General features: G+C 61.9%; 21 protein-coding genes and 1 pseudogene. 13 read left to right on the forward strand and 9 right to left on the reverse strand.

Translation table 11 applies throughout. The features are described from left to right. The first annotated feature begins 1 nt into the window (after position 1). From N4Q37_RS04895 to N4Q37_RS04915, 5 genes are all read left to right on the forward strand, one after another. On the forward strand, positions 2 to 832 hold the full coding sequence (locus tag N4Q37_RS04895; RefSeq protein ID WP_260955771.1) for a carbohydrate ABC transporter permease: 831 nt from the start codon (positions 2 to 4) through the stop codon (positions 830 to 832). Between the two features lie 60 nt (positions 833 to 892). After that, positions 893 to 1,996: an ABC transporter ATP-binding protein gene (locus N4Q37_RS04900; protein WP_260955772.1), complete on the forward strand. Its 1,104-nt coding sequence runs from the start codon at positions 893 to 895 to the stop codon at positions 1,994 to 1,996. 15 nt (positions 1,997 to 2,011) lie between these two features. After that, positions 2,012 to 3,493, forward strand: a complete 1,482-nt coding sequence (locus N4Q37_RS04905) for a mannitol dehydrogenase family protein (protein WP_260955773.1) — start codon at positions 2,012 to 2,014, stop codon at positions 3,491 to 3,493. 89 nt (positions 3,494 to 3,582) lie between these two features. Then, positions 3,583 to 5,070, forward strand: coding sequence for a xylulokinase (gene xylB, locus N4Q37_RS04910; protein WP_260955774.1), 1,488 nt, complete (start codon positions 3,583 to 3,585; stop codon positions 5,068 to 5,070). A gap of 12 nt (positions 5,071 to 5,082) precedes the next feature. Then, a complete protein-coding gene (locus tag N4Q37_RS04915; protein ID WP_260955775.1) occupies positions 5,083 to 6,021 on the forward strand; it encodes a carbohydrate kinase family protein in 939 nt (312 codons plus the stop codon). Positions 6,022 to 6,113: 92 nt separating this feature from the next. Here the strand turns inward: N4Q37_RS04915 and N4Q37_RS04920 are convergent, their stop codons facing one another. The 4 genes from N4Q37_RS04920 to N4Q37_RS04935 form a co-directional block, all read right to left on the reverse strand. Then, complete coding sequence (locus N4Q37_RS04920) at positions 6,114 to 6,395, reverse strand: DUF1652 domain-containing protein (RefSeq protein WP_260955776.1); 282 nt, start codon at positions 6,393 to 6,395, stop codon at positions 6,114 to 6,116. Between the two features lie 381 nt (positions 6,396 to 6,776). Further along, entirely contained in the window at positions 6,777 to 7,784 is a 1,008-nt protein-coding gene (gene ilvA, locus N4Q37_RS04925) for a threonine ammonia-lyase, biosynthetic (RefSeq protein ID WP_260955777.1), read from the reverse strand. Positions 7,785 to 8,018: 234 nt separating this feature from the next. Beyond that, positions 8,019 to 9,167: a PQQ-dependent sugar dehydrogenase gene (locus tag N4Q37_RS04930; RefSeq protein WP_260955778.1), complete on the reverse strand. Its 1,149-nt coding sequence runs from the start codon at positions 9,165 to 9,167 to the stop codon at positions 8,019 to 8,021. A 38-nt stretch (positions 9,168 to 9,205) separates the two neighbouring features. Then, a complete protein-coding gene (locus N4Q37_RS04935; protein WP_260955779.1) occupies positions 9,206 to 9,544 on the reverse strand; it encodes a hypothetical protein in 339 nt (112 codons plus the stop codon). A gap of 23 nt (positions 9,545 to 9,567) precedes the next feature. On the opposite strand from N4Q37_RS04935, the pseudogene N4Q37_RS04940 reads away from it, so the two are divergent. After that, a pseudogene (locus N4Q37_RS04940) lies at positions 9,568 to 9,720 on the forward strand (hypothetical protein); the annotation flags it as partial. A 22-nt stretch (positions 9,721 to 9,742) separates the two neighbouring features. On the opposite strand, the gene lpxO reads toward N4Q37_RS04940, so the two are convergent. Beyond that, positions 9,743 to 10,642 (reverse strand): lipid A hydroxylase LpxO, encoded by a 900-nt coding sequence (gene lpxO, locus N4Q37_RS04945; protein ID WP_260955780.1) that lies wholly within the window; start codon positions 10,640 to 10,642, stop codon positions 9,743 to 9,745. 408 nt (positions 10,643 to 11,050) lie between these two features. Between lpxO and N4Q37_RS04950 the strand changes: the two genes are divergently transcribed. Both N4Q37_RS04950 and N4Q37_RS04955 read left to right on the forward strand, forming a co-directional pair. Continuing rightward, positions 11,051 to 12,637: an ABC-F family ATPase gene (locus tag N4Q37_RS04950; protein WP_260955781.1), complete on the forward strand. Its 1,587-nt coding sequence runs from the start codon at positions 11,051 to 11,053 to the stop codon at positions 12,635 to 12,637. Between the two features lie 162 nt (positions 12,638 to 12,799). Continuing rightward, positions 12,800 to 13,993 carry an MFS transporter gene (locus N4Q37_RS04955; protein WP_260955782.1) on the forward strand — a complete coding sequence of 398 codons (1,194 nt, stop codon included), beginning with the start codon at positions 12,800 to 12,802 and terminating at the stop codon, positions 13,991 to 13,993. Here the strand turns inward: N4Q37_RS04955 and N4Q37_RS04960 are convergent. Together N4Q37_RS04960 and N4Q37_RS04965 are read right to left on the reverse strand one after the other, a co-directional pair. Further along, complete coding sequence (locus N4Q37_RS04960) at positions 13,987 to 15,024, reverse strand: alpha/beta hydrolase family protein (RefSeq protein ID WP_260955783.1); 1,038 nt, start codon at positions 15,022 to 15,024, stop codon at positions 13,987 to 13,989. The genes N4Q37_RS04955 and N4Q37_RS04960 overlap by 7 nt on opposite strands. Before the next feature lie 185 nt (positions 15,025 to 15,209). Continuing rightward, positions 15,210 to 15,818: an FMN-dependent NADH-azoreductase gene (locus tag N4Q37_RS04965; RefSeq protein WP_260955784.1), complete on the reverse strand. Its 609-nt coding sequence runs from the start codon at positions 15,816 to 15,818 to the stop codon at positions 15,210 to 15,212. A 140-nt stretch (positions 15,819 to 15,958) separates the two neighbouring features. Between N4Q37_RS04965 and N4Q37_RS04970 the strand changes: the two genes are divergently transcribed. Both N4Q37_RS04970 and N4Q37_RS04975 read left to right on the forward strand, forming a co-directional pair. Further along, positions 15,959 to 16,867 carry a LysR substrate-binding domain-containing protein gene (locus tag N4Q37_RS04970; RefSeq protein WP_260955785.1) on the forward strand — a complete coding sequence of 303 codons (909 nt, stop codon included), beginning with the start codon at positions 15,959 to 15,961 and terminating at the stop codon, positions 16,865 to 16,867. After that, positions 16,864 to 17,214 (forward strand): MmcQ/YjbR family DNA-binding protein, encoded by a 351-nt coding sequence (locus N4Q37_RS04975; protein WP_260955786.1) that lies wholly within the window; start codon positions 16,864 to 16,866, stop codon positions 17,212 to 17,214. The genes N4Q37_RS04970 and N4Q37_RS04975 overlap by 4 nt, the downstream gene beginning before the upstream one ends. 18 nt (positions 17,215 to 17,232) lie before the next feature. Here the strand turns inward: N4Q37_RS04975 and N4Q37_RS04980 are convergent, their stop codons facing one another. Together N4Q37_RS04980 and N4Q37_RS04985 are read right to left on the reverse strand one after the other, a co-directional pair. Then, positions 17,233 to 17,652, reverse strand: coding sequence for a DUF1294 domain-containing protein (locus N4Q37_RS04980; RefSeq protein ID WP_260955787.1), 420 nt, complete (start codon positions 17,650 to 17,652; stop codon positions 17,233 to 17,235). After that, entirely contained in the window at positions 17,649 to 18,479 is an 831-nt protein-coding gene (locus N4Q37_RS04985; protein ID WP_260955788.1) for an undecaprenyl-diphosphate phosphatase, read from the reverse strand. Before N4Q37_RS04985 ends, N4Q37_RS04980 begins: the two co-directional genes overlap by 4 nt. Positions 18,480 to 18,753: 274 nt before the next feature. Between N4Q37_RS04985 and N4Q37_RS04990 the strand changes: the two genes are divergently transcribed. From N4Q37_RS04990 to N4Q37_RS05000, 3 genes are all read left to right on the forward strand, one after another. Then, positions 18,754 to 20,388: a methyl-accepting chemotaxis protein gene (locus N4Q37_RS04990; protein WP_260955789.1), complete on the forward strand. Its 1,635-nt coding sequence runs from the start codon at positions 18,754 to 18,756 to the stop codon at positions 20,386 to 20,388. A 147-nt stretch (positions 20,389 to 20,535) separates the two neighbouring features. After that, positions 20,536 to 21,099: a nicotinamide riboside transporter PnuC gene (pnuC, locus tag N4Q37_RS04995; RefSeq protein ID WP_260955790.1), complete on the forward strand. Its 564-nt coding sequence runs from the start codon at positions 20,536 to 20,538 to the stop codon at positions 21,097 to 21,099. Next, complete coding sequence (locus N4Q37_RS05000; protein ID WP_260955915.1) at positions 21,096 to 21,620, forward strand: AAA family ATPase; 525 nt, start codon at positions 21,096 to 21,098, stop codon at positions 21,618 to 21,620. Before pnuC ends, N4Q37_RS05000 begins: the two co-directional genes overlap by 4 nt. The last annotated feature ends 213 nt before the right edge of the window (positions 21,621 to 21,833 follow it).

The following is a 21,833-nucleotide window of genomic DNA, read 5'->3' on the forward strand; positions in this document are numbered from 1 at the left end:
CATGACGCTTCAACAATCGCGCAAGCTGCAAAGCCTGCTCTTGGGTACGCTGGCCTGGGCCATTGCGATCCTGATCTTCTTCCCGATCTTCTGGATGGTGCTGACCAGCTTCAAGACCGAGATCGACGCCTTCGCCACGCCGCCACAGTTCATCTTCACGCCAACGCTGGAGAACTACCTGCACATCAACGAGCGCAGCGACTATTTCAGCTTCGCCTGGAACTCGGTGGTGATTTCCTTCAGCGCCACGCTCCTGTGCCTGCTGATCGCGGTGCCGGCGGCCTACTCCATGGCGTTCTACGAAACCCAGCGCACCAAGGGCACGTTGCTGTGGATGCTCTCCACCAAGATGCTGCCTCCGGTGGGCGTGCTGATGCCGATCTACCTGCTGGCCAAGCAGTTCGACCTCCTGGATACGCGCATCGCGTTGATCGTGATCTACACCCTGATCAACCTGCCGATCGTGGTCTGGATGATCTACACCTACTTCAAGGACATCCCCCGCGACATCCTCGAAGCCGCGCGCCTGGACGGCGCCACCCTGTGGCAGGAAATGGTTCGCGTGCTGCTGCCAATCGCCAAGGGCGGCCTGGCCTCCACCGTGCTGCTGTCGCTGATCCTGTGCTGGAACGAGGCCTTCTGGTCGCTGAACCTCACCTCGTCCAAAGCCGCGCCGCTGACCGCATTGATCGCTTCGTACTCCAGTCCCGAAGGGTTGTTCTGGGCCAAGCTGTCGGCCGTCTCGACCCTGGCCTGCGCGCCGATCCTGATCTTTGGCTGGATCAGCCAGAAGCAACTGGTGCGCGGTTTGTCGTTCGGTGCCGTGAAATGAATCCGCTCCCACAATGACGCTCGCAAGGCTCAATCAAACAAGAACACTCGGAGGCTCCCCATGGCCAACCTGAAAATCAGGAATCTGCAAAAAGGCTTCGAAGGCTTTTCCATCATCAAGGGCATCGACCTGGAGGTGAATGACAAGGAATTCGTGGTCTTCGTCGGCCCGTCGGGCTGCGGTAAGTCCACCCTGCTGCGGCTGATCGCCGGCCTTGAAGACGTCAGCGGCGGCACCCTCGAACTGGACGGTCGCGACATCACCGAAGTCAGCCCGGCCAAGCGCGACCTGGCGATGGTGTTCCAGACCTACGCCCTGTACCCGCACATGAGCGTGCGCAAGAACATGTCCTTCGCCCTGGACCTGGCCGGCGTGCCCAAGGCCGAGGTCGAAAAAAAGGTCAACGAAGCGGCGCGGATCCTGGAGCTGGGGCCGATGCTCGAACGCAAGCCCAAGCAACTGTCCGGCGGCCAGCGCCAGCGCGTGGCGATTGGCCGGGCGATCGTGCGTAACCCGAAAATCTTCCTGTTCGACGAACCCTTGTCCAACCTCGATGCCGCCCTGCGGGTGCAGATGCGCCTGGAGCTGGCGCGGCTGCACAAGGAACTGCAAGCAACCATGATCTACGTGACCCACGACCAGGTGGAAGCCATGACCCTGGCCGACAAAGTAGTGGTGCTCAACGGCGGGCGCATTGAACAGGTTGGTTCGCCGCTGGAGCTGTATCACCAACCGGCCAACCTGTTTGTCGCCGGTTTCCTGGGCACGCCGAAAATGGGTTTTCTCAAGGGCAAGGTAGCAGGCCTGGACAGCCAGGGGTGTGAAATCCTGCTGGACGCCGGCACCCGTATCAGCCTGCCATTGAGCGGTGCCAGCCTGGGCGTCGGCGCGCTGGTGACCCTGGGGATTCGCCCGGAGCATCTGAACCTGGCGCAACCGGGCGATTGCACCCTGCAAGTCACCGCCGACGTCAGCGAGCGACTGGGCAGCGACACCTTCTGCCACGTCACCACGGCTTCCGGCGAAGCCCTGACCATGCGGGTGCGCGGCGACCTGGCGAGCCGTTTCGGCGAGCAGTTGGCCCTGCACCTGGACCCTGGACACTGCCATTTATTCGATGCCGAGGGCGTCGCGGTGACCCGCGCGCTACGCGCCGCCGCCTGATTGCCGAGACCTGCAATGAAACTCAACCGACAGAACCTGCACAACCTCAAGCCTGAAGTCGCCCTGCCCGCCTACCCGTTGAGCGACATCCGCCAGGGCATCGCCCACATCGGCGTCGGCGGTTTCCACCGGGCGCACCAGGCCTATTACACCGATGCTCTGATGAACACCGGCGAAGGCCTGGATTGGGCCATTTGCGGCGTGGGCCTGCGCGCCGAAGACCGTCGCGCCCGCGACGATCTGGCCGGCCAGGACTACCTGTTCACCCTGTTTGAATTGGGCGACACCGATGACACTGAAGTGCGCGTGATTGGCGCCGTCACCGACATGCTGCTGGCCGAGGACGGCGCCCAGGCGCTGATCGACAAATTGTCCGACCCACAGATCCGCATCGTCTCGCTGACCATCACCGAGGGCGGTTATTGCATCGACGACAGCAACGGCGAATTCATGGCCCACCTGCCCCAGGTCCAGCACGACCTGGCCCACCCGGACGCGCCGAAAACCGTGTTCGGTTTCCTCTGCGCCGCCCTGGACAAGCGACGCGCCGCCGGTATCCCGGCGTTCACCCTGATGTCCTGCGATAACCTGCCCCACAACGGTGCCGTGACCCGCAAGGCCCTGCTGGCCTTCGCCACGTTGCGCGACACCGAATTGGGGCAATGGATCGAGCGCAACGTCAGCTTCCCCAACGCCATGGTCGACCGCATCACCCCCATGACCAGCGTCGCCCATCGCCTGCAGCTGCACGACGAACACGGCATCGACGACGCCTGGCCGGTGGTCTGCGAGCCGTTCGTGCAGTGGGTACTCGAAGACAAGTTCGTCAACGGGCGACCGGCCTGGGAAAAGGTCGGCGTGCAGTTCACCGATGATGTGTCGCCCTACGAAGAGATGAAGATCAAATTGCTCAACGGCAGCCACCTGGCGTTGACCTACCTGGGGTTTCTCAAGGGCTATCGCTTCGTCCACGAAACCATGAACGATCCGCTGTTCGTGCGTTACATCCGGGCCTACATGGACCTGGATGTGACCCCGCAACTGGCGCCGGTGCCCGGCATCGACCTGGCCGACTACAAGGCCACCCTGGTGGAGCGTTTTTCCAACCAGGCGATTGCCGATCAGTTGGAGCGAGTATGCTCGGACGGTTCGTCGAAGTTTCCCAAGTTCACCGTGCCGACCATCAACCGCCTGATTGCCGACGGCGCCGAAACCCGTCGTGCGGCGCTGGTCGTGGCGGCCTGGGCGGTGTACCTCAAAGGCGTGGACGAGAACGGCGTGGCCTATGCCATCCCGGACCCACGAGCGGCGTTCTGCCAGGCCCTGGTGGCTGACGATGCGCTGGTGACCCAACGGCTGCTGGAGGTGGAGGAGATCTTTGGCGCCGCGATCCCCCGTTCGGCGGAGTTCGTGGCCGCTTTCGAATGGTGCTGCAACAGCTTGCGCGAGCATGGCGTCACACGCACGCTGGAGCGGGTATTGGCTGACGCGAATTGAGACTTGGATGGCGAGGGAGCAAGGCCTCTTGCCACAAAAAGCAGTGTTGACCTGACCCTGTACCGAGACCTGACAACCTGAGGATATCCATGGCAAACCAACAACTGTTCCTGGGCATCGACTGCGGCACCCAAGGCACCAAGGCGCTCATCCTGGATGCGGTCACCGGCCAAGTCCTCGGTCAGGGCGCCTCCGCCCATGCCATGATCAGCGGCCCCAACGGCTGCCGCGAGCAAGAGACCGGGCAGTGGCTCGAAGCATTCACCCAGGCGACCCGCCAGGCACTGGCCGCTGCCGCAGTCGATGGCCAGGCGATTCTCGGCGTCGGTGTCTCCGGCCAGCAGCACGGCCTGGTACTGCTCGACGATCAGGGCGAGGTCCTGCGCCCAGCCAAGCTGTGGTGCGACACCGAAACCACTCCGGAAAATGAACGGCTGCTGGCCCACCTCGGCGGCGAAAGCGGCTCCCTGGAGCGCCTGGGCGTAGTCATCGCCCCCGGCTACACCGTGTCCAAGCTACTGTGGACCCGCGAACAGCATCCGCAGGTGTTCAACCGCATCGCCAGCATCCTGCTGCCCCACGACTTTCTCAACCATTGGCTCACCGGTCGCCGTTGCACCGAATACGGCGATGCCTCGGGCACCGGCTATTTCAACGTACGCACCCGTCAATGGGACGTGCAGCTGCTGCAACACATCGACCCCAGTGGACGCTTGCAAGCGGCGCTGCCGGACCTGATCGAGGCCCATCAGCCAGTCGGACGCATCCTGCCGGCCATTGCCGCGCACCTGGGCATCAACCCCGAGGCCGTGGTGGCCAGCGGCGGCGGCGACAACATGATGGGCGCCATCGGCACCGGCAACATCCAACCCGGCGTGATTACCATGAGCCTCGGCTCTTCCGGCACCGTCTACGCCTATGGTGCAGAACCCGTGGTCAGCCCGCAGGCGTCGGTCGCGACCTTTTGCTCGTCCAGCGGCGGCTGGTTGCCGTTGATCTGCACCATGAACCTGACCAACGCCACCGGCGCGATCCGCGAGCTGCTGGGACTGGACATCGACACCTTCAACGCCCTGGTGACCCAGGCGCCCATCGGTGCCGAAGGCGTGTGCATGCTGCCTTTTCTCAACGGCGAACGCGTGCCCGCCCTGCCCCAGGCCACCGGCAGCCTGCTGGGCCTGACCAGCACCAACATGACCCGCGCCAACCTCTGCCGGGCCGTGGTCGAGGGCACGACCTTCGGCTTGCGCTATGGTTTGGACCTGCTGCGGGCCAACGGGCTGCAAGCCCAGAGCATTCGCCTGGTCGGCGGCGGTTCGAAGAGCCCGGTGTGGCGGCAGATCGTCGCCGACATCATGGACACCACGGTTATCTGCACCGAACAAAGCGAAGCGGCCGCCCTCGGTGCCGCGATCCAGGCAGCCTGGTGCCATTCAGGCGTGCAAGACAGCCTGGCCGAACTGTGCGCGCGCTGCGTCAAACTCGATCCGGCCAGCGAAACCCGGCCGGTCGCCAAGCAAGTCGCGGCGTCCCAGCAGGCTTATGAACGTTATCGACAACACGTCGCAACCCTTTGAGAGCAGGCATCTATGTATCTGGTGTGTGGTGAAGCGCTGTTTGATTTTTTCAGTGATAACGAGGCCGATGGACCCGCCTCGCAAGTGAACTACAGGGCGATTGCCGGTGGCTCGCCGTTTAACGTGGCAGTGGGACTGCGTCGCCTGGGTGTCGAATCGGCGCTGTTTACCGGGCTGTCCACCGATTTCCTGGGCCGCCGGCTCCAGCAAGTGCTGCTCAATGAAGGCGTCAGCCCCCAATACCTGCTGGATGTCGACGCGCCGACCACGCTGGCGATGGTGGCCGTGGGGGCCAACGGTTCCCCTCATTACAGCTTCCGTGGCGAAGGCTGCGCGGACCGGCAATTGAGACTGGCGCATCTACCGCAGCTGGGCCCGGAAGTACGCGGCGTGCATTTGGGCTCGTATTCCCTGGTGGTACCGCCGGTCGCCGACACGCTCCTGGCCCTGGCGCAACGTGAAAGCGGCCGGCGCCTGATCAGCCTCGACCCGAACGTGCGACTCAACCCGCAACCAAACATCGAAGTGTGGCGCGCGCGGATCGCGATGCTGGTGGAATATGCCGACCTGATCAAGGTCAGCGACGAGGATCTGAGCCTGCTCTACCCCGGCATCGACCCCCAGGCAGTCATCGAAGTCTGGCTGGAGCAACGTTGCCAATTGGTGTTCCTGACCCGTGGCGGCCAGGGGGCTACGGTCTTCAGTCGCCAGCACGGCTCATGGTCGCTGCCGGCGTGTCCGGTGAAAATGGTCGACACCGTGGGCGCAGGCGATACCTTCCAGGCCGCGCTGATTGCGTGGTTGACGGAACAGCAGTTGGACTCGATCGAAGGCCTGCAAAGCCTGACCCGGGTACAGATCGGCGCCATGCTTGAGTTCGCCATGCGCGCGGCCGCCCTGACATGCGGCAAGACCGGACCGGACCTGCCCTATCGGCGGCAACTGGACTGAGCCGGACACATCAGGAAAGGGACGCCAGAAAAGGGACGCCAGGTCTGGGCAATGGCCAACCTGGCGTTTTGATCAGCGTAAAACCATTGCCGTCAGCGCCCGGTCATCCGGTGATGTAGCTGATGGAAATGGTTGCCACCGCCCTTGTTATGGTCCAGCTCTGAGCGCAGTTCGGCAATCAAGTCGTTGATGGCCCGGCAACCGGTGAGCTTGTTGGCATCGATATCAGACCTGATCAACGCCACGCGATCGGTTTCGTGATCGTCGTAGATCTTCACTGTCATCGACAGGTCGGGTGACAAGGTGCATTGCGAGCGCTTGGGCAACAAACTGCTTTCAATGATGTTTCGCATTTCGAGGGCAGATAAAAACATGGCGACTCTCTCCTGTTGAGGCGGCCAACTTATGTTCGCGAAGCCGGTATCTCTTCCGTTTCCTTCCCTGCGGACTGGGACTACGAATGCCGCTTCGCTCGTTCTTTTTCGCGTGGTCGATCCACGAGTTCGGCAAGCGAACTCCTGAATCATCCCGCAAAAAATATGCCTGTAGTGACGACCTTCCGGATTGATATCAATCAAGCGCTTAGCTTCGTCCTGCTTCCAAGAGCTCGTGCAAAATGCAAGGAAACGGTGTGTTTTCCATGCAAATTGCCATCGCCTTATCATTGGGTCGCTCTTTAGAGTAGCCCTTCTTTTGAGGACGCAAGAGGACGTCCGTCGGCTGCCTCGAAAAAAGTGTGACGTGCCTGAAAATACTCAAATTGCGCCCATCGCCGCACGCTCCGCGACATGGCCCAGGCTGTCGAAATTGATGTTGGCACCGGAATCGATCGCCACCAGGGTCTGGCCGCGCGCGCCCGTGCGGGCGACGTACTGCTTGATGGCTGCCACCGCCAGCGCCCCCGAAGGCTCGGTGATGGCGCGGGTGTCGTCATAAATGTCCTTGATCGCCGCGCACAGTTGGTCGTTGGTCACGGTCATCACCTCATCCACACAGAAACGGCAGACATCGAAGCCATGAGCCCCGATCTGGGCCACGGCTACACCGTCGGCAAAAGTGCCCACCTGCGCGAGGCGCACCCGCTCCCCGGCCGCCAGCGCAGCCTGGAGACACGCCGAGTGCTGCGATTCGACACCGATGATGCGCACATCCGGGCGCAGATACTTGACGTAGGCGGCGACCCCGGCGATCAGCCCACCGCCACCGACCGGCACGAAGATCGCATCCAATCGGCCTGGATGCTGGCGCAAGATCTCCATGGCGACGGTGCCCTGCCCGGCGATCACGTCCGGGTCATCGAACGGTGAAACGAATTCCCGTCCCGTCTGTTGTGCCAGTTCCAGCGCATGCGCCAGGGCAAACGGAAAGCTTTCCCCATGTAGCACCGCCTCGGCGCCCAGGTTGCGCACGCCCTGCACTTTCAATTGCGGGGCGGTCCTGGGCATGACAATGCTGGCCGCGATCCCCAGCTCCCGTGCCGCCAGCGCGACACCTTGGGCATGATTGCCGGCTGACGCGGCGATAACGCCACGGGCACGCTGCTCCGGGGTCAGTTGCACGAGTTTGTTGTAGGCACCGCGGATCTTGAAGGAAAAGGTCGGTTGCAGGTCTTCACGCTTGAGCAGCACCTGGTTGCCCAGGGCTGCGGACAGCGCGGGGGCGACTTGCAGCGGCGTGCGCACGGCCAGTTGGTATACCGGCGCAGCGAGGATCTTCTTGACGTAGTGTTCCAGCAGGGCAAATTCGGTAGAGCTGAAGGTCATGGCGGTCTCCTGGTTTGAACGAAGCCCGGGAGACAGAAAGAAAAAACCCGCCTCGAGGGCGGGTTGGGTGCAGCCGTCAGCTAGCCCGCCATATAAGGAATGGCGGTAATAATGCTTGGCTGGCTGCGCAGTACGGTGGAAGTCATGGATGTGGAAATTAGCGGTGCGTTGATGGCAAGTCAATGGCGATATCCAGTGATATTCGCTTTTGTGGCAAAAGCTTCCGGCGTTGCGTCATTTAAGCCCGACTTTGTACAACGCCCCGTCGTCCTCATCCGTCAACACATACAAATAGCCGTCCGGCCCCTGGCGAACGTCGCGGACGCGCGACTTGAGCTCACCCAGCAGACGCTCTTCATGGACGACCTTGTCCCCTTGCAGTTGCAGGCGGATCAACTGCCCGGGAACCAGTGCGCCAATGAACACGTTGTGCTGCCAGGCCTTGAAGCGATCATGGTCATAGAAGGCCATGCCGCTCACCCCGGGCGAGACCGGCCAGACGTGATGAGGGCCAACGGCGCCTTCGACGTTCTTGCCCTGCGCCTCGGGAATCGGGGCACCGGAATAATTGATGCCGTGGGTCGCCAGCGGCCAGCCATAGTTCTTGCCGCGCTCGATGAGGTTCAACTCATCACCGCCCCTGGGTCCGTGCTCGTTCTCCCATAGCGTGCCATTCCACGGATTGAGGGCCGCACCCTGGGGATTACGCACGCCGTAGGCCCAGATCTCGGGCCGCACGTTCTTCTGGCCTACGAAAGGGTTGTCGTCCGGCACCTTGCCGTCGGGATAAACACGCACGATCTTGCCTTGCAGCTTGTCCAGGTCCTGGGCGGTGGGCCGCTCGTTGTTTTCCCCCAAGGTGATGAACAGATAACCGTCGCGGTCGAACACCAGTCGCGAACCGAAGTGGTTGCCGGTGGACAGCTTGGGCTGTTGGCGGAAAATCACCTCGAAATGTTCCAGCCTGCGTCGATCTTCAGACAACTGTCCACGCCCCACGGCAGTGCCGGCCTTGCCGTCTGCCCCGGCTTCGGCATAAGACAGGTAGACGGTGCGGTCTTGCTTGAAGTCCGGCGACAACACCACGTCCAACAGACCGCCCTGACCCTTGGCCCAGACCTCGGGCACCCCGCCCAAGGGGTCGGACAACTGGCCATCGGGGCTGACCACGCGCAGGTTGCCGGGACGCTCCGTCACCAGCATGCCTTGCTGGCCGGGCAAGAACGCCACGGACCAAGGGTGCTCCAGCCCCTTGACCACCGTGGTCACTTCCAGCGTGCCCTCCTCGCTCTTCAACGACTGGGTTTGCGCGGCGAGCACCGACGCAGACAGGGTCAGGACGGCGCTGGCACAGAATGCCGCCAGGCGGGTTTTACGCAACATGCACATTTCCTTCTGTGGTGTTTAAAAAAGTACAGAGCCTAGCGGTTGCCGTTCGGGTTCCTGGACGGCACAGGTGACTCGATAGTGGGTCGCGGCGAGCCCGGCGGCTGGCCGGAGCGTGGATAGCCGTTGCCGATGCCGCCATTTTCCAGGGTAGGCGGACGCGGCACAGGTACTGTCGGATTGTCATGAATCCGCGGCACATTGGGCTGGGTGCCCTGCATGCTATTGGGATTGGCCCGGTGTATCGGGCTGTTATAGGGATTGTTGTTGCCCGGCAGATTCTGGGCCAGCAGTACTGGGCCAGTGCTCGACGTGGCGGCCTGGGCAGCGGCGCTCAGTAGCAGCGCCGGGAGGATGATTGTCAGCCTGTTCATACGCGCACCTCTTGGATTCAGGCATATCGAAAGCACGCTACGCCGCAGGTTCGCCGCTGTTAAGAAATATTCCGGTGGTGCTGGTGTCGGCGACCTCTTCCCAGGGCGTGGATTTCGACTGGCTGGATAAACGCAGCATGGACCCGGTGGGCTACAAACGGGTCAATAAGGTGACCGAGAACACAGGCGCTCCCGGGTTCAAATCCAGACGAAGATCGCCAGCAACCCACCGAAAAACGCCCACTTCTGCACGTAATACAGCGTGCGGTTACGCTTCTTCAGTGCCTTGCCTTGCAGGCGGATCTTGTACAGCCTGGAAAACGCCCGGTTCAAGCCGCCAGTCTTGTCGCCGGCATCGTTGGGGGCGCCGGCCGCGGCCATCACGGTGCGGCTGAACCAGCGGTTGAACGCCGTGGCCCAGCGAAACTTCATCGGCCGCTCCACATCGCAGAACAAAATGATGCGGTTCTGGGTGGTTGTGTTCTCGGCGTAATGGATGAATGTTTCGTCGAACATCACCGCTTCCCCATCCCGCCAATGGTAGCGCTCGCCATCGACGTCGATGTAGCAGCCGGCGTCGTTGGGCGTTTCCAGCCCCAGGTGATAGCGATACGAACCGGCATACGGGTCGCGATGGCGGACCAACTTGGACCCTGGCGGCAATTCGGCGAACATCGCAGCCTTGATCGAACCGATGCCTTGCACCAGCTCGGTGGTGCGTGGGCACAATTTCATCGCCGAAGGATGGCTGTCGCCGTACCACTTCAGATAGAAACGTTTCCAGCCGGTTTTGAAGAAAGAATTGAAACCCAGGTCGTCGTATTGGTTGGAACGCTTGATCTCACCGGCCTGCAACAACTGCTGGCCTTCAGCGCGGATCTGCTCCCAATTGGCCTGCAACGGACTCAGGTCCGGGAATTGCCCAGGGTCCAGGAACGCTCTGTTGGGCCATTTCGAGCACAGGTACAACAGGCAATTGATCGGCGCGAGAAAAGATGAGTGATCACTCAACTGGCGCCCGAGCTTATGCCGTACGCGTCCCCGCAGGTGCACGTAGCCGATGGACAGGAGGTAGATCGCGACGATGAACAGTTTCACAGAAGTCCGTCACACAGCAGGAGTGAACAGGCTGCCTCCCCCGGCCAGCCGAGCGGCAAAGGGGACGGCATCGATGGAGGTGGCATTTTAGTCACAGTTCGTAACCGAAAGTTAACCCTCTGTTGTGAAAAACTGTCTTGCTTCGGCAATACCCTATCGTTAATGCGGCCAGACCAGTACAATCGCCGCCAAATTATGCGCCCCCCTTTTGGCCGATGCCGCGAACCTGGCTTCGGCGCGCTCGCACTCGGGCCTGGCGCTCCGTATGCAGCTGTCCTCTTATGCCGGAAGGACCCTTGCGCTTGCGACCGCGTCATCTTCTTCGCGCGGACCGCATCGACGCAGACAAGGTACTGAACAGGTACTGCCGCACCCTTAGCTACTCTGAATGTTCCGCAGGATAAACCTTTGATCTCTACAGCTAACATCACCATGCAGTTCGGCGCCAAGCCGCTGTTCGAAAACGTTTCGGTCAAGTTTGGCGCGGGTAACCGCTACGGCCTGATCGGCGCCAACGGTTGCGGCAAGTCGACCTTCATGAAGATCCTTGGCAGCGACCTCGAGCCGTCCGGCGGCCAGGTGATGCTCGAGCCGAACGTGCGCCTGGGTAAGCTGCGCCAGGACCAGTTCGCCTACGAACAATTCACCGTGATCGACACGGTGATCATGGGCCACGAGGAGTTGTGGAGGGTCAAGGCCGAGCGTGATCGCATCTACTCGCTGCCGGAAATGACCGAAGAAGACGGCATGGCCGTGGCCGAGCTGGAAACCGAGTTCGCCGAAATGGACGGCTACACCGCCGAATCCCGCGCCGGTGAACTGCTGCTGGGCCTGGGTATTCCATTGGAACAGCATTTCGGCCCGATGACCGAAGTCGCGCCAGGCTGGAAACTGCGGGTGTTGCTCGCCCAGGCGCTGTTCTCCGATCCGGAAGTACTGTTGCTCGACGAACCGACCAACCACCTGGACATCAACACCATCCGCTGGCTGGAAAACATCCTCACGGCGCGTAACAGCACCATGATCATCATTTCCCACGACCGGCACTTCCTCAACAGCGTCTGCACCCACATGGCCGACCTGGACTACGGTGAGCTGCGCCTGTTCCCAGGCAACTACGATGAGTACATGATCGCGGCCACCCAGTCCCGCGAGCAGCTGCTTTCGGACAACGCCAAGAAGAAAGCCCAGATCGCCGAGCTGCAGACCTTCGTCAGCCGCTTCTCGGCCAACGCCTCGAAAGCCAAGCAGGCCACTTCCCGCGCCAAGCAGATCGACAAGATCCAGCTGGCCGAGGTCAAGCCGTCGAGCCGCGTGAGCCCGTTTATCCGCTTCGAACAGACCAAGAAGCTGCATCGCCAGGCGGTCACCGTCGAGCGCATGTCCAAGGGCTTCGAGGGCAAGACCCTGTTCAAGAACTTCAGCTTCACGGTCGAAGCCGGCGAGCGTGTGGCAATCATCGGCCCCAACGGTATTGGCAAGACCACCTTGCTGCGTACCCTGATGGGCGAGCTGACCCCGGACGCCGGCGCGGTGAAATGGACCGAAAGTGCTGAACTGGGCTACTACGCCCAGGACCATGCCCACGATTTCGAAGACGATGTCAGCCTGTTCGAGTGGATGGGCCAGTGGACCCAAGGCGAGCAGATGATCCGGGGCACCCTGGGCCGCATGCTGTTCTCCAACGACGAGATCCTCAAGTCGGTCAAGGTCATCTCCGGTGGTGAACAAGGTCGCATGCTGTTCGGCAAGCTGATCCTGCAAAAGCCCAACGTCCTGGTCATGGACGAACCGACCAACCACCTGGATATGGAATCCATCGAAGCGCTGAACCTGGCGCTGGAAAACTACCCGGGCACGCTGATCTTCGTCAGCCACGACCGTGAGTTCGTATCGTCCCTGGCCACCCGCATCATCGAGCTGAGCGCCGACGGTGTGGTTGACTTCAGCGGTACCTACGACGATTACCTGCGCAGCCAGGGTGTGATGTTCTAAAGACAGCCCCGAGCGGTAAGCCTCAAGCTGCAAGTGAAAGCCCTGTCCGTTGTGACAGGGCTTTTTTGCAGCACCTTCAAAGTCCATTTAGTTAGCCTGCTTTCTTTTCTCCCCGCCGCGCGCCATGATGAGGCTCTCCTGCCGCCGCCCGCGAACGAGCCCATGTCGACGCATCAACCTGCCCCCAGCTCGCTGTCGATCACCCTGCAGATCGTCTCCATCGTCTTCTATACCTTCATCGCCTTCCTCTGCATCGGCCTGCCGATTGCCGTGTTGCCGGGCTATGTCCATGAGCAATTGGGCTTCAGCGCGGTGGTGGCGGGGTTGACCATCGGTTCCCAGTACCTGGCCACCCTGCTCAGCCGCCCCATGGCCGGACGGCTGTCGGACAGCGTCGGCACCAAACGGGCGATCGTCTATGGATTGTCGGGGATCGTGCTCAGTGGCGTGCTGACGCTGCTCTCGACCTTGTTGCAGAGCCTGCCCCTGACCAGCCTGCTGATCCTGATTGGCGGTCGCCTGTTGCTCGGCGCGGCCCAGGGGTTGATTGGCGTGGGCACGATCAGTTGGTGCATGGGCCAGGTGGGCGTGGAACACACCGCCCGCTCGATTTCCTGGAATGGCATTGCGTCCTACGGCGCCATCGCCATCGGCGCCCCGCTGGGAGTGGTGATGGTTGGCGCGCTCGGTTTCGCCAGCCTGGGGCTCGCGCTGTCCTTGCTAGCCGCAGCGGCACTGCTGATGATCCGCCACAAACCGTCGGTACCGGTCGTTCGCGGTGAACGCTTACCCTTCCGGGCGGTTTTCGGACGCATCGCGCCGTATGGGACAAGCCTGTGCCTGGCGTCGATCGGCTACGGCACCCTCACCACGTTCATCACCCTGTTCTACATCAGCCGCGGCTGGACCGGCGCGGCGTGGTGCCTGACGGTGTTTGGCGTCTGTTTCATCCTGTCGCGGTTGCTGTTCATTTCCAGCATCGCGCGTTTCGGCGGTTTCAACTCCGCCATCGCCTGCATGAGCATCGAGACCCTCGGGCTGGTGTTGCTGTGGCTGGCGCCCAGCACGGCCTTCGCACTGGTGGGCGCAGGGTTGGCGGGTTTCGGGTTGTCGCTGGTGTACCCGGCGCTCGGCGTGGAAGCCATCAAGCAAGTGCCCAACACCAGCCGGGGCGCGGGGTTGAGCGCCTACGCGGTGTTCTTCGACCTGGCGCTGGCGATTGCTGGCCCATTGATGGGCGCGGTGGCCTTGAACCTGGGCTATTCGTCAATTTTCTTCTGTGCCGCGCTGCTGTCCATCATCGGCCTGGGCTTGACCCTGCTGCTGCGCCGCCGGGCTACAGAAACCGCTTATTGATCGGCCGTGCGCATGCCGGCCCGACTCGGTTTGCCCAAGGCCTGGCTGAAAAAACGACTGGCCTCGGAGATCATCGTGCGATGGATGTCCTTGCGGTCGACACCGTCGGCATCGGTGCACAAGGCGGGCATCGCCGCGATCTGCTCATCGGTGCACGGCGCCAGGAACACAAAGTGCCCAGCCCCCACCAAGGTCTTGAAATCCGGCGCGATGGGCAGCTTGCGGGCCAACGCGGCGGCATTCTTGTCAAAAGCCACCAATTTGTCGCCGTCCCCACTGTAGAGCAGCACCGGCACATGAACGTCGGCCAGGGTGTGACGGCCGAACTTCAGGCTCAACGGTGCCATCAGCAGCAATGCCCGGACCCTGCTGTCAGCCACCGGTTGCAGATCGTCACGATCAACCACCAGCTCGCCCTGGGTGTTGCAGGCATCGCGGTCATCCGGGCGCTCCTGGCAATAACGACGCAAGCGATTGAGGTCCGGGGTGGCCCCCGACAGGATCAGCGCTGTCTCGCCACCGGCCGAATAACCGATCACGCCAACCTGGTCGGCATTGACGAACGGGGAAAGCATCGGGTCATTGAGCGTCGCGGTGATGGCTTCGGAGATCTGGATCGGCCGTCCGTACAGGTTGCTGAGGGTACCGAGCCGGCTGTGATCCTGGACGTTGTCGCCGGGGTGGATCACCGCCACCACGACAAAGCCCTTGCGCGCCAGGGAAGTCGCCAGGTCATGCAAGGCCAGCGGCGTACCCGTGTTGCCGTGGGACAGCATCAGCAGCGGAAAGCGGCCAATGGCGATCTTGGCGTCTGGCGCTGCATCGATCTGGTAACCGCCCAACGGGCTGGTCTGTTCTTTATCGGTCGAGGGATAGAACGCAATGGCATGCATCGGCTGCCGATCCAAGGGATCGAGGAAGCTGAGTTCATGAAAACCGGCGCTCCAATGCGGATGCAACCCCGGTGCGGCCTGCACTGGAGCGAAACTGGCAAACAAGCAAAGCAGCAACGCTGCACCAAAACGTGTCATCGAATCTTCCACCTTCACCAGCGCACGGGAAGGCCCCGCCGCTCGCACATTTGGCCGTGCATAACCTGCGCCAGAAACCCCGGCGCCAAATGCAGCGAAACCCTGCATCCCGGCCATCCAATGACGACGAGAATACAGGGTTTTGCGAAGGTTGCCCCGAAGAGCTTGGTGTCTTTGCGCAAGCCTTACGCGGCGGCGAACTGTTCGCCGATCTGCGCCTTGGCAGCATTCATGCCCTTGTTACGCATGTCATCACCCTTTGCCAGACCTTCGGCACGGACGAATTCGATGTCGGTGATGCCAAGGAAACCGAACATCACCTTCAGGTATTCCTCGTGCCCCACGCTGCTTGGCTGGCCGGCATGCAAGCCACCCGCGGTGGAAACGATCACCAGCTTCTTGCCACCACACAGGCCTTCGAAACCGGCTTCGGTGTAGCGGAAGGTCTGGCCGGCCACGGCGATGCGGTCGATCCAGGCCTTGAGCTGAGTCGGGATGCTGAAGTTGTACATCGGTGCGGCAATGACCACCGCGTCGGCGGCCTGGAATTCGGCCATGGTCACGGCGCTGAGTTGCGCCTCGTGTTGCAGGGCGGCGTCACGCAATTCAGCGCTGGTCCCCGCGGCGACCAGGGTCTGGGCGGAAAAATGGCTGATGGCGTCGGCGGCCAGGTCGCGATAGGTCACCACGGTTTCCGGTTCGGCGGCTTTCCAGGCCTGGACCACTTCGCGGCTCAGTTGGCGCGACGCCGAGTTGTCGCCGAGGATGCTCGAATCGATGTGCAACAGTTTCATGTAAGGGCTCTCCAAGTGAGGATCGCGACCAGGCGATCAGTTGAGGACAATCCTACCGATGAAACCAATAGCCGATTAGTCGGCATCGGTGCGATAGTTCGTTCCATCGATAGGACAATGACAGGACAATCGAGCCAGCCATGCAAGACCTCAACGATCTCTATTACTTCGCCAAAGTCGTCGAAGCCGGCGGTTTCGCAGCGGCCGGCCGGGCCTTGGGCATACCCAAATCGCGGCTGTCCCGGCGTATCGCCGAGCTGGAAGAACGCCTCGACGCGCGCCTGCTCCAGCGCACCACTCGCCAACTGAAACTGACAGCCGTGGGCGAACGCTATCTGCGCCATTGCCAGGCGATGTTGTTGGAGGCGGAGATGGCCGACGAAGCCGTCGCAAGCATGTCCAACGAGCCTCGCGGGCGCTTGCGGGTGTCGAGTCCGGTGGGTTTGGCCCATGAAATCCTGCCAGGTTTGACAGCCTCGTTCCTGGCGAAATACCCGCAGGTGCAGTTGGAAATGGTTCTGATCAACCGTCGGGTGGATCTGGTGAGCGAGGGCATCGACGTGGCCTTGCGCGTACGCGACCTGGGGACCGAGGACCCGCTGCTGGTGACGCGGCGCCTGCGCCAGGCGCGACTGATCATGGTGGCCAGCCCGGCGTTCGTCAAAGGCCACCGGATCGAAACGCCGCAAGACCTAACCCAGCTGCCGGTGCTCGGTGCGCTGGAGGCTGATCGCCTGGTGCATCTGCGCCTGCTCAACGCCGACGGCGAAAGTGTCGAGCTGGCCCTGGAGGCACGCTTGGGCATCGACGATTTCATTATCCGGCGCGCCTGCGCGCTCGACGGCCTGGGTTTTACCTTGCTGCCAAACATGTATTGTGAACAGGCGTTGCGCGACGGCACCCTGGTGGAGTTGCTACCGCAATGGTCGCTGCCCGACGGCTGGCTCCAGGCGGTCTACCCTCATCGACGCGGCATGTTGCCCGCCGTGCGCGCCTGGATCGATCATCTGGTGGAAGGCTTCAATCGCTGTGGAAACAGAACCTTATGAGCATGAGTGAAGAGAGTGTCGCGCGGTTTTGCCTGAGCTTGCCCGGTGCCCGGGAAGACTACAAATGGGGCGGCGTGCGGGTGTTTTCCATCGCCGGCAACAAGATGTTCGCCCTGCAGAACCTGCGGGGCGATTCGTTGGCGTTCAAGGTCGACAAGGACTTGTTCCTGGGGCACTGCGACCGCCCGGGCATTCGTCCCGCGCCTTACCTGGCGCGGGCCCAGTGGATCATCATGCAGGTGCCCTACCCGCTGGGTGCCGAAGAGCTGCGTGGCCTGCTGCAACGCTCCCACCAACTGGTGGTCAGCAAGTTGCCCAAGCGCACCCAGATTGGGCTACTGCTGTAGGCTCAGAGCCTAGCTTGCTCAGAACAGATAGCTGCCCAGGAACAACTGGTCGATCCAGAACACCTGGTGCAGCAGCACGATGAACCAGAACACCACCTGGAACGACACCTTGCGGGTCTTGTGGCGAAACACTTGCTTAGCCAGCAAGGCGCCAGGCCAGCCGCCCGCCAGTTCCAGCGCGTGCAACACGTTTTCCGGGGTGCGCCAGGCATCGGTGCGGGCCTGGCGCTTGTCGTGCCAATACAGCAAGAACGCCACGAGGCTGACCGCGCCATAGGCCAGCAACGGCACCCACGACACCGACCGCAGCCCGAACAACAACGCTCCGAACAACGGCAGCGCACACACCAGGACAAAGACCGTCAGCTTGAGCCGCAGGTACTGCACGCCACCGCTGCTATTGCGCCCCGCTCGTTTGCGGCTGCCCGTTTCGTTCATGGCTTGGCCGCGCTCCAATCCACCCAACCGAACTGCCAGGTAGCCAGGATCAGCAAGCCGAAGGCGATCCGATACCAGGCGAACACGGCGTAGCTGTGGCTGGCGATGAAGCGCAGCAAGCCCTTGACGGCAATCATGGCGAAAATGAACGCGGTGACGAAGCCGATGGCGAATACCGGGAGGTCCGCCGGAACGAACAGTTCGCGGTATTTGTAGCCCGAGTACACCGCCGCGCCGACCATGGTCGGCATCGCCAGGAAGAACGAAAACTCGGTGGCCGTCTTGCGCGACAGGCCGAACAGCAAGCCGCCGATGATGGTCGCGCCCGAACGGGAAGTGCCCGGGATCATCGCAATGCACTGGGCCAGGCCGACCTTCAGCGCATCCTTCCAGGAGATCTCATCCACCGTTTCAGCGTGCACCTGGTGCTGGCGTTTCTCGGCCCAGAGCATCACGAAACCGCCGACCACCAAGGCGGCGGCCACCGTGATCGGGTTGAACAGGTAGTGGTGGATCCAGTCGGCCAACAGCACCCCCAGTACCACGGCGGGCAGGAAGGCGATCAGCAGGTTGGCGGTAAACCGACGCGCGCTGGGCTGGGTCGGCAAGCCCAGCACCACCTCGAAGATCTTGCCGCGAAACGCCCAGACCACCGCGAGGATCGCGCCGAGCTGGATGATGATGTTGAACGCCATCGAACGTTCGCCGCCAAACTCGAGCAAGTCCGCGACAATGATCTGGTGCCCCGTACTGGAGATCGGCAAAAACTCCGTCAACCCCTCTACCACGCCAAGAATCAATGCCGAAAAGGCGCTCCACAAATCCATTCATCCCCCAAAAAGGACCCTGTCATGTACGGGTCTCATCAATAATCAAGTGTCAGCCAGGTGCACGCAGCGCCGGCAAGATAACGGATGCCGTTCGAAAAAAACCAATGAAATATAGAGCCGGGGCTCAGGTTTTGCGCTGCGGGGCCGAAATCCTAGCAGACAAGCCCTGATAACGCTGCCGCGTTATGACCCAGGTCAATTACGGACAGCTGCCGGGCGCTACAGTGCCGGCCGTCGTTATGACAAGAAGAAAAAACCGGAGTGACAGCGTATGAATAGCTTGCGCAATGTGTCGATCAGCCGACGCTTGTGGCTCATCCTCGTCGTGTCCATCGTGATGCTGTTCACGCTGGGTGCCTTGATGCTCAACCAGATCCATACCGACCTGTATCAAGCCAAGGTGCAGAAAACCCAGCATGTGGTGCAGACCGCCAGTGGCGTGCTGGCTTACTACCATGGCCTGGAAACCGCCGGCACCCTGACCCGCGAGGCCGCGCAGAAGCAGGCCCTCAGCGCCGTGCGTGGCCTGCGCTATAACCAGAGCGACTATTTCTGGATCAACGACCTGACGCCGGTCATGGTCATGCACCCCGCCAACCCGAAGCTCGAAGGCCAGAATCTCTCGGCCATCCGCGACCCGAACGGTTATGCGCTGTTCAACGAGATGGTCGCGATCGCCAAGGCCAAGGGCGCCGGCATGATCAACTACCTCTGGCCGAAACCGGGCGCCGAAGCTCCGGTGGGCAAGACTTCCTACGTGCAATTGTTCGAGCCATGGGGCTGGATTATCGGTTCGGGCGTGTACGTCGATGACGTCCAGGCCGAGTTCCAGTCCCAGGTGATCAAGGCTTCTGTGGTCGGCCTGGTCATCACGCTGCTCATGGGCGTGCTGTTGACGCTGATCGTGCGCAGCATCGTCAGCCCGCTGCAGGAAACGGTCAACGCCATGGCCAACATCGCCAGCGGCGAAAGCGACCTGACCCGCACCCTCGACACCCATGGCCAGGACGAAGTGACCCAATTGGCCCGGCATTTCAACGCGTTTACCGCCAAATTGCGCCAGGTGGTCAGCCAGTTGCAGGCCTCGGCCAGCGCACTGGGGCAATCTTCCAGCGAGTTGGGTAACGATGCCGCCCAGGCCCAGGAACGCAGCCAGCAACAATCGCAACAGATGGAACTGGTGGCCACGGCGATCAACGAAGTGACCTATGGCGTGCAAGACGTGGCGAAAAACGCCGAACATGCCGCCAGCGAGATGCGCGACGCCGAGTCCCAGGCCCAGCAAGGCCAGATCAACATCGACGGCAGCCTGCAACAGATCGATCACCTGTCCCAGACCATTGACCAGGCGGTAGAAGTGATTCGCACCCTGGCGAGCGAAAGCACCCAGATCGGCAGCGTGCTGGAGGTGATCCGCTCGATCGCCGAGCAGACCAACCTGTTGGCACTCAACGCTGCGATCGAAGCCGCGCGGGCCGGGGAACAAGGCCGTGGCTTTGCGGTGGTGGCCGATGAAGTGCGGCTGCTGGCCCAACGCACGCAGAAGTCGACGGCGGAGATCCAGGCCATGATCGAACGTCTGCAAAATCATTCGGAAGCGGCGGTGAAAGTCATCAGCGACAGCAGCCGCGCCTCGCAACTGACCATCGAGCAGGCCGGCCTCGCGGGCGCCAGCCTCAATGCCATCGGCCAGGCCTTGCGCAACCTCAACAGCCTCAACGCCTCCATCGCCAGCGCCACGCTGCAACAGGCCCACGTGGTGGAAGACATCAACCAGAACGTCACCCAAGCTGCCGGCTTGTCCCATAGCACCGCCGTGGCCGCCGAACAGTCGAGCCTGGCGAGCAACCGCCTGAAGGCGTTGAGTGAACAGTTGAATGGTTTGCTCACGCAGTTCCGGGTCTAATCATTCCCAATCCTGCGGGGGCAGGCTCGCCCCCACAGGAAGTTGCGGCGCACAGCAAAACCTGAGCACAACCACAACGGCCATGTATTCAACAGGCCACTAGCGTTTACAATCCCCGCCCTCTTTCCATTCCCCCAAGGAACCCCCATGTCCGGGCTTGAACTGTTTGCCGCAGCCCTCGGCGTGATCGCTGTCTGGTTGACCGTCAAGCAAAACCCCTGGTGCTGGCCGATCGGCCTGGTGATGGTGGCGCTCTACAGCTGGATCTTCTTCGAAGTGAAGTTGTATTCGGACATGCTGCTGCAAGTGGTGTATGCCGCACTGCAACTCTACGGCTGGTGGCAGTGGACCCGCGCCGGGCAGCATCACGACGGGCGCCAGGTCACGCGGCTGGATGGCGCTTCCATGTTGCTCGGCCTGGGCGCAGGCGCCGTGGGCAGCCTGGTACTGGGCGCTGCCATGGCGCACTGGACCGACGCCGCCCAGCCCTGGCTCGACGCCGCGCTGACCGGTTTCAGCCTCGTGGCCCAGTGGTGGATGGCGCAGAAACGCGTGCAATGCTGGCCGCTGTGGATCGCGGTGGACGTCATTTTCGTGGGTCTGTTCGTCTACAAAGACTTGTACCTGACCGCCGCGCTCTATGCCCTGTTCACCCTGCTGGCCGTGCAAGGCTGGCGGCAGTGGCAGGCCGACCCGGCCTTGCGCGCATGAAAGTGGTGGTGCTGACCGGCCCCGAATCCAGCGGTAAAAGCTGGCTGGCCACGCGTTTGCAAAAGCACTTCGGTGGCTTGCAGGTGGACGAATATGTGCGCCATTTCATGGAACAGAACCCACGCGACACCTGCCTGGCCGATATCACTGACATCGCCGGAGGACAATTGGCCTGGGAAGACGCCGCCCGCGCAGAGCAGCCCCCGTTGCTGATCCTGGACACACATCTCTTGAGCAACATCCTCTGGAGCCAGACCCTGTTCGGCGACTGCCCGAGCTGGCTGGAACCAGCCCTGCTGGCCCGTCATTACGACCTGCACTTGCTGCTGAGCCCCGAGCAGGTCGAATGGACCGGCGACGGCTTGCGTTGCCAGCCCGAACTGGCCGAGCGCCAGGCCTTTTTCGAAGCGATCAGACACTGGCTGGTTCGGCACCAGCAGCCTTTGCAGGTGATCGAAGGCGATTGGGCCCAGCGTCAGGATCGAGTGTTCGCCGCCGTCACCCAGCTACTCGAGGCCTGAGACTCCTGCCTGCGACCTGTTGCACGATTGAAACAGTGCAAGCCTGTCAAACCCGGATGCAAAGCCGCTTCATCGATTTGTCATCACAACTGTCAAGTTCATGCAACACCTCCCTTGAAACCTTGGATCCAGTGCCCTGGAGAAGCCATTGAATGGCGCTCCCACCGCAGCCACTGTCTCAACCATGAAACATCGCTTGCCTCCAGGATTCAG

The sequence above is a fragment of the Pseudomonas citri genome (genome assembly GCF_025336485.1).
Lineage (GTDB): Bacteria > Pseudomonadota > Gammaproteobacteria > Pseudomonadales > Pseudomonadaceae > Aquipseudomonas > Aquipseudomonas citri.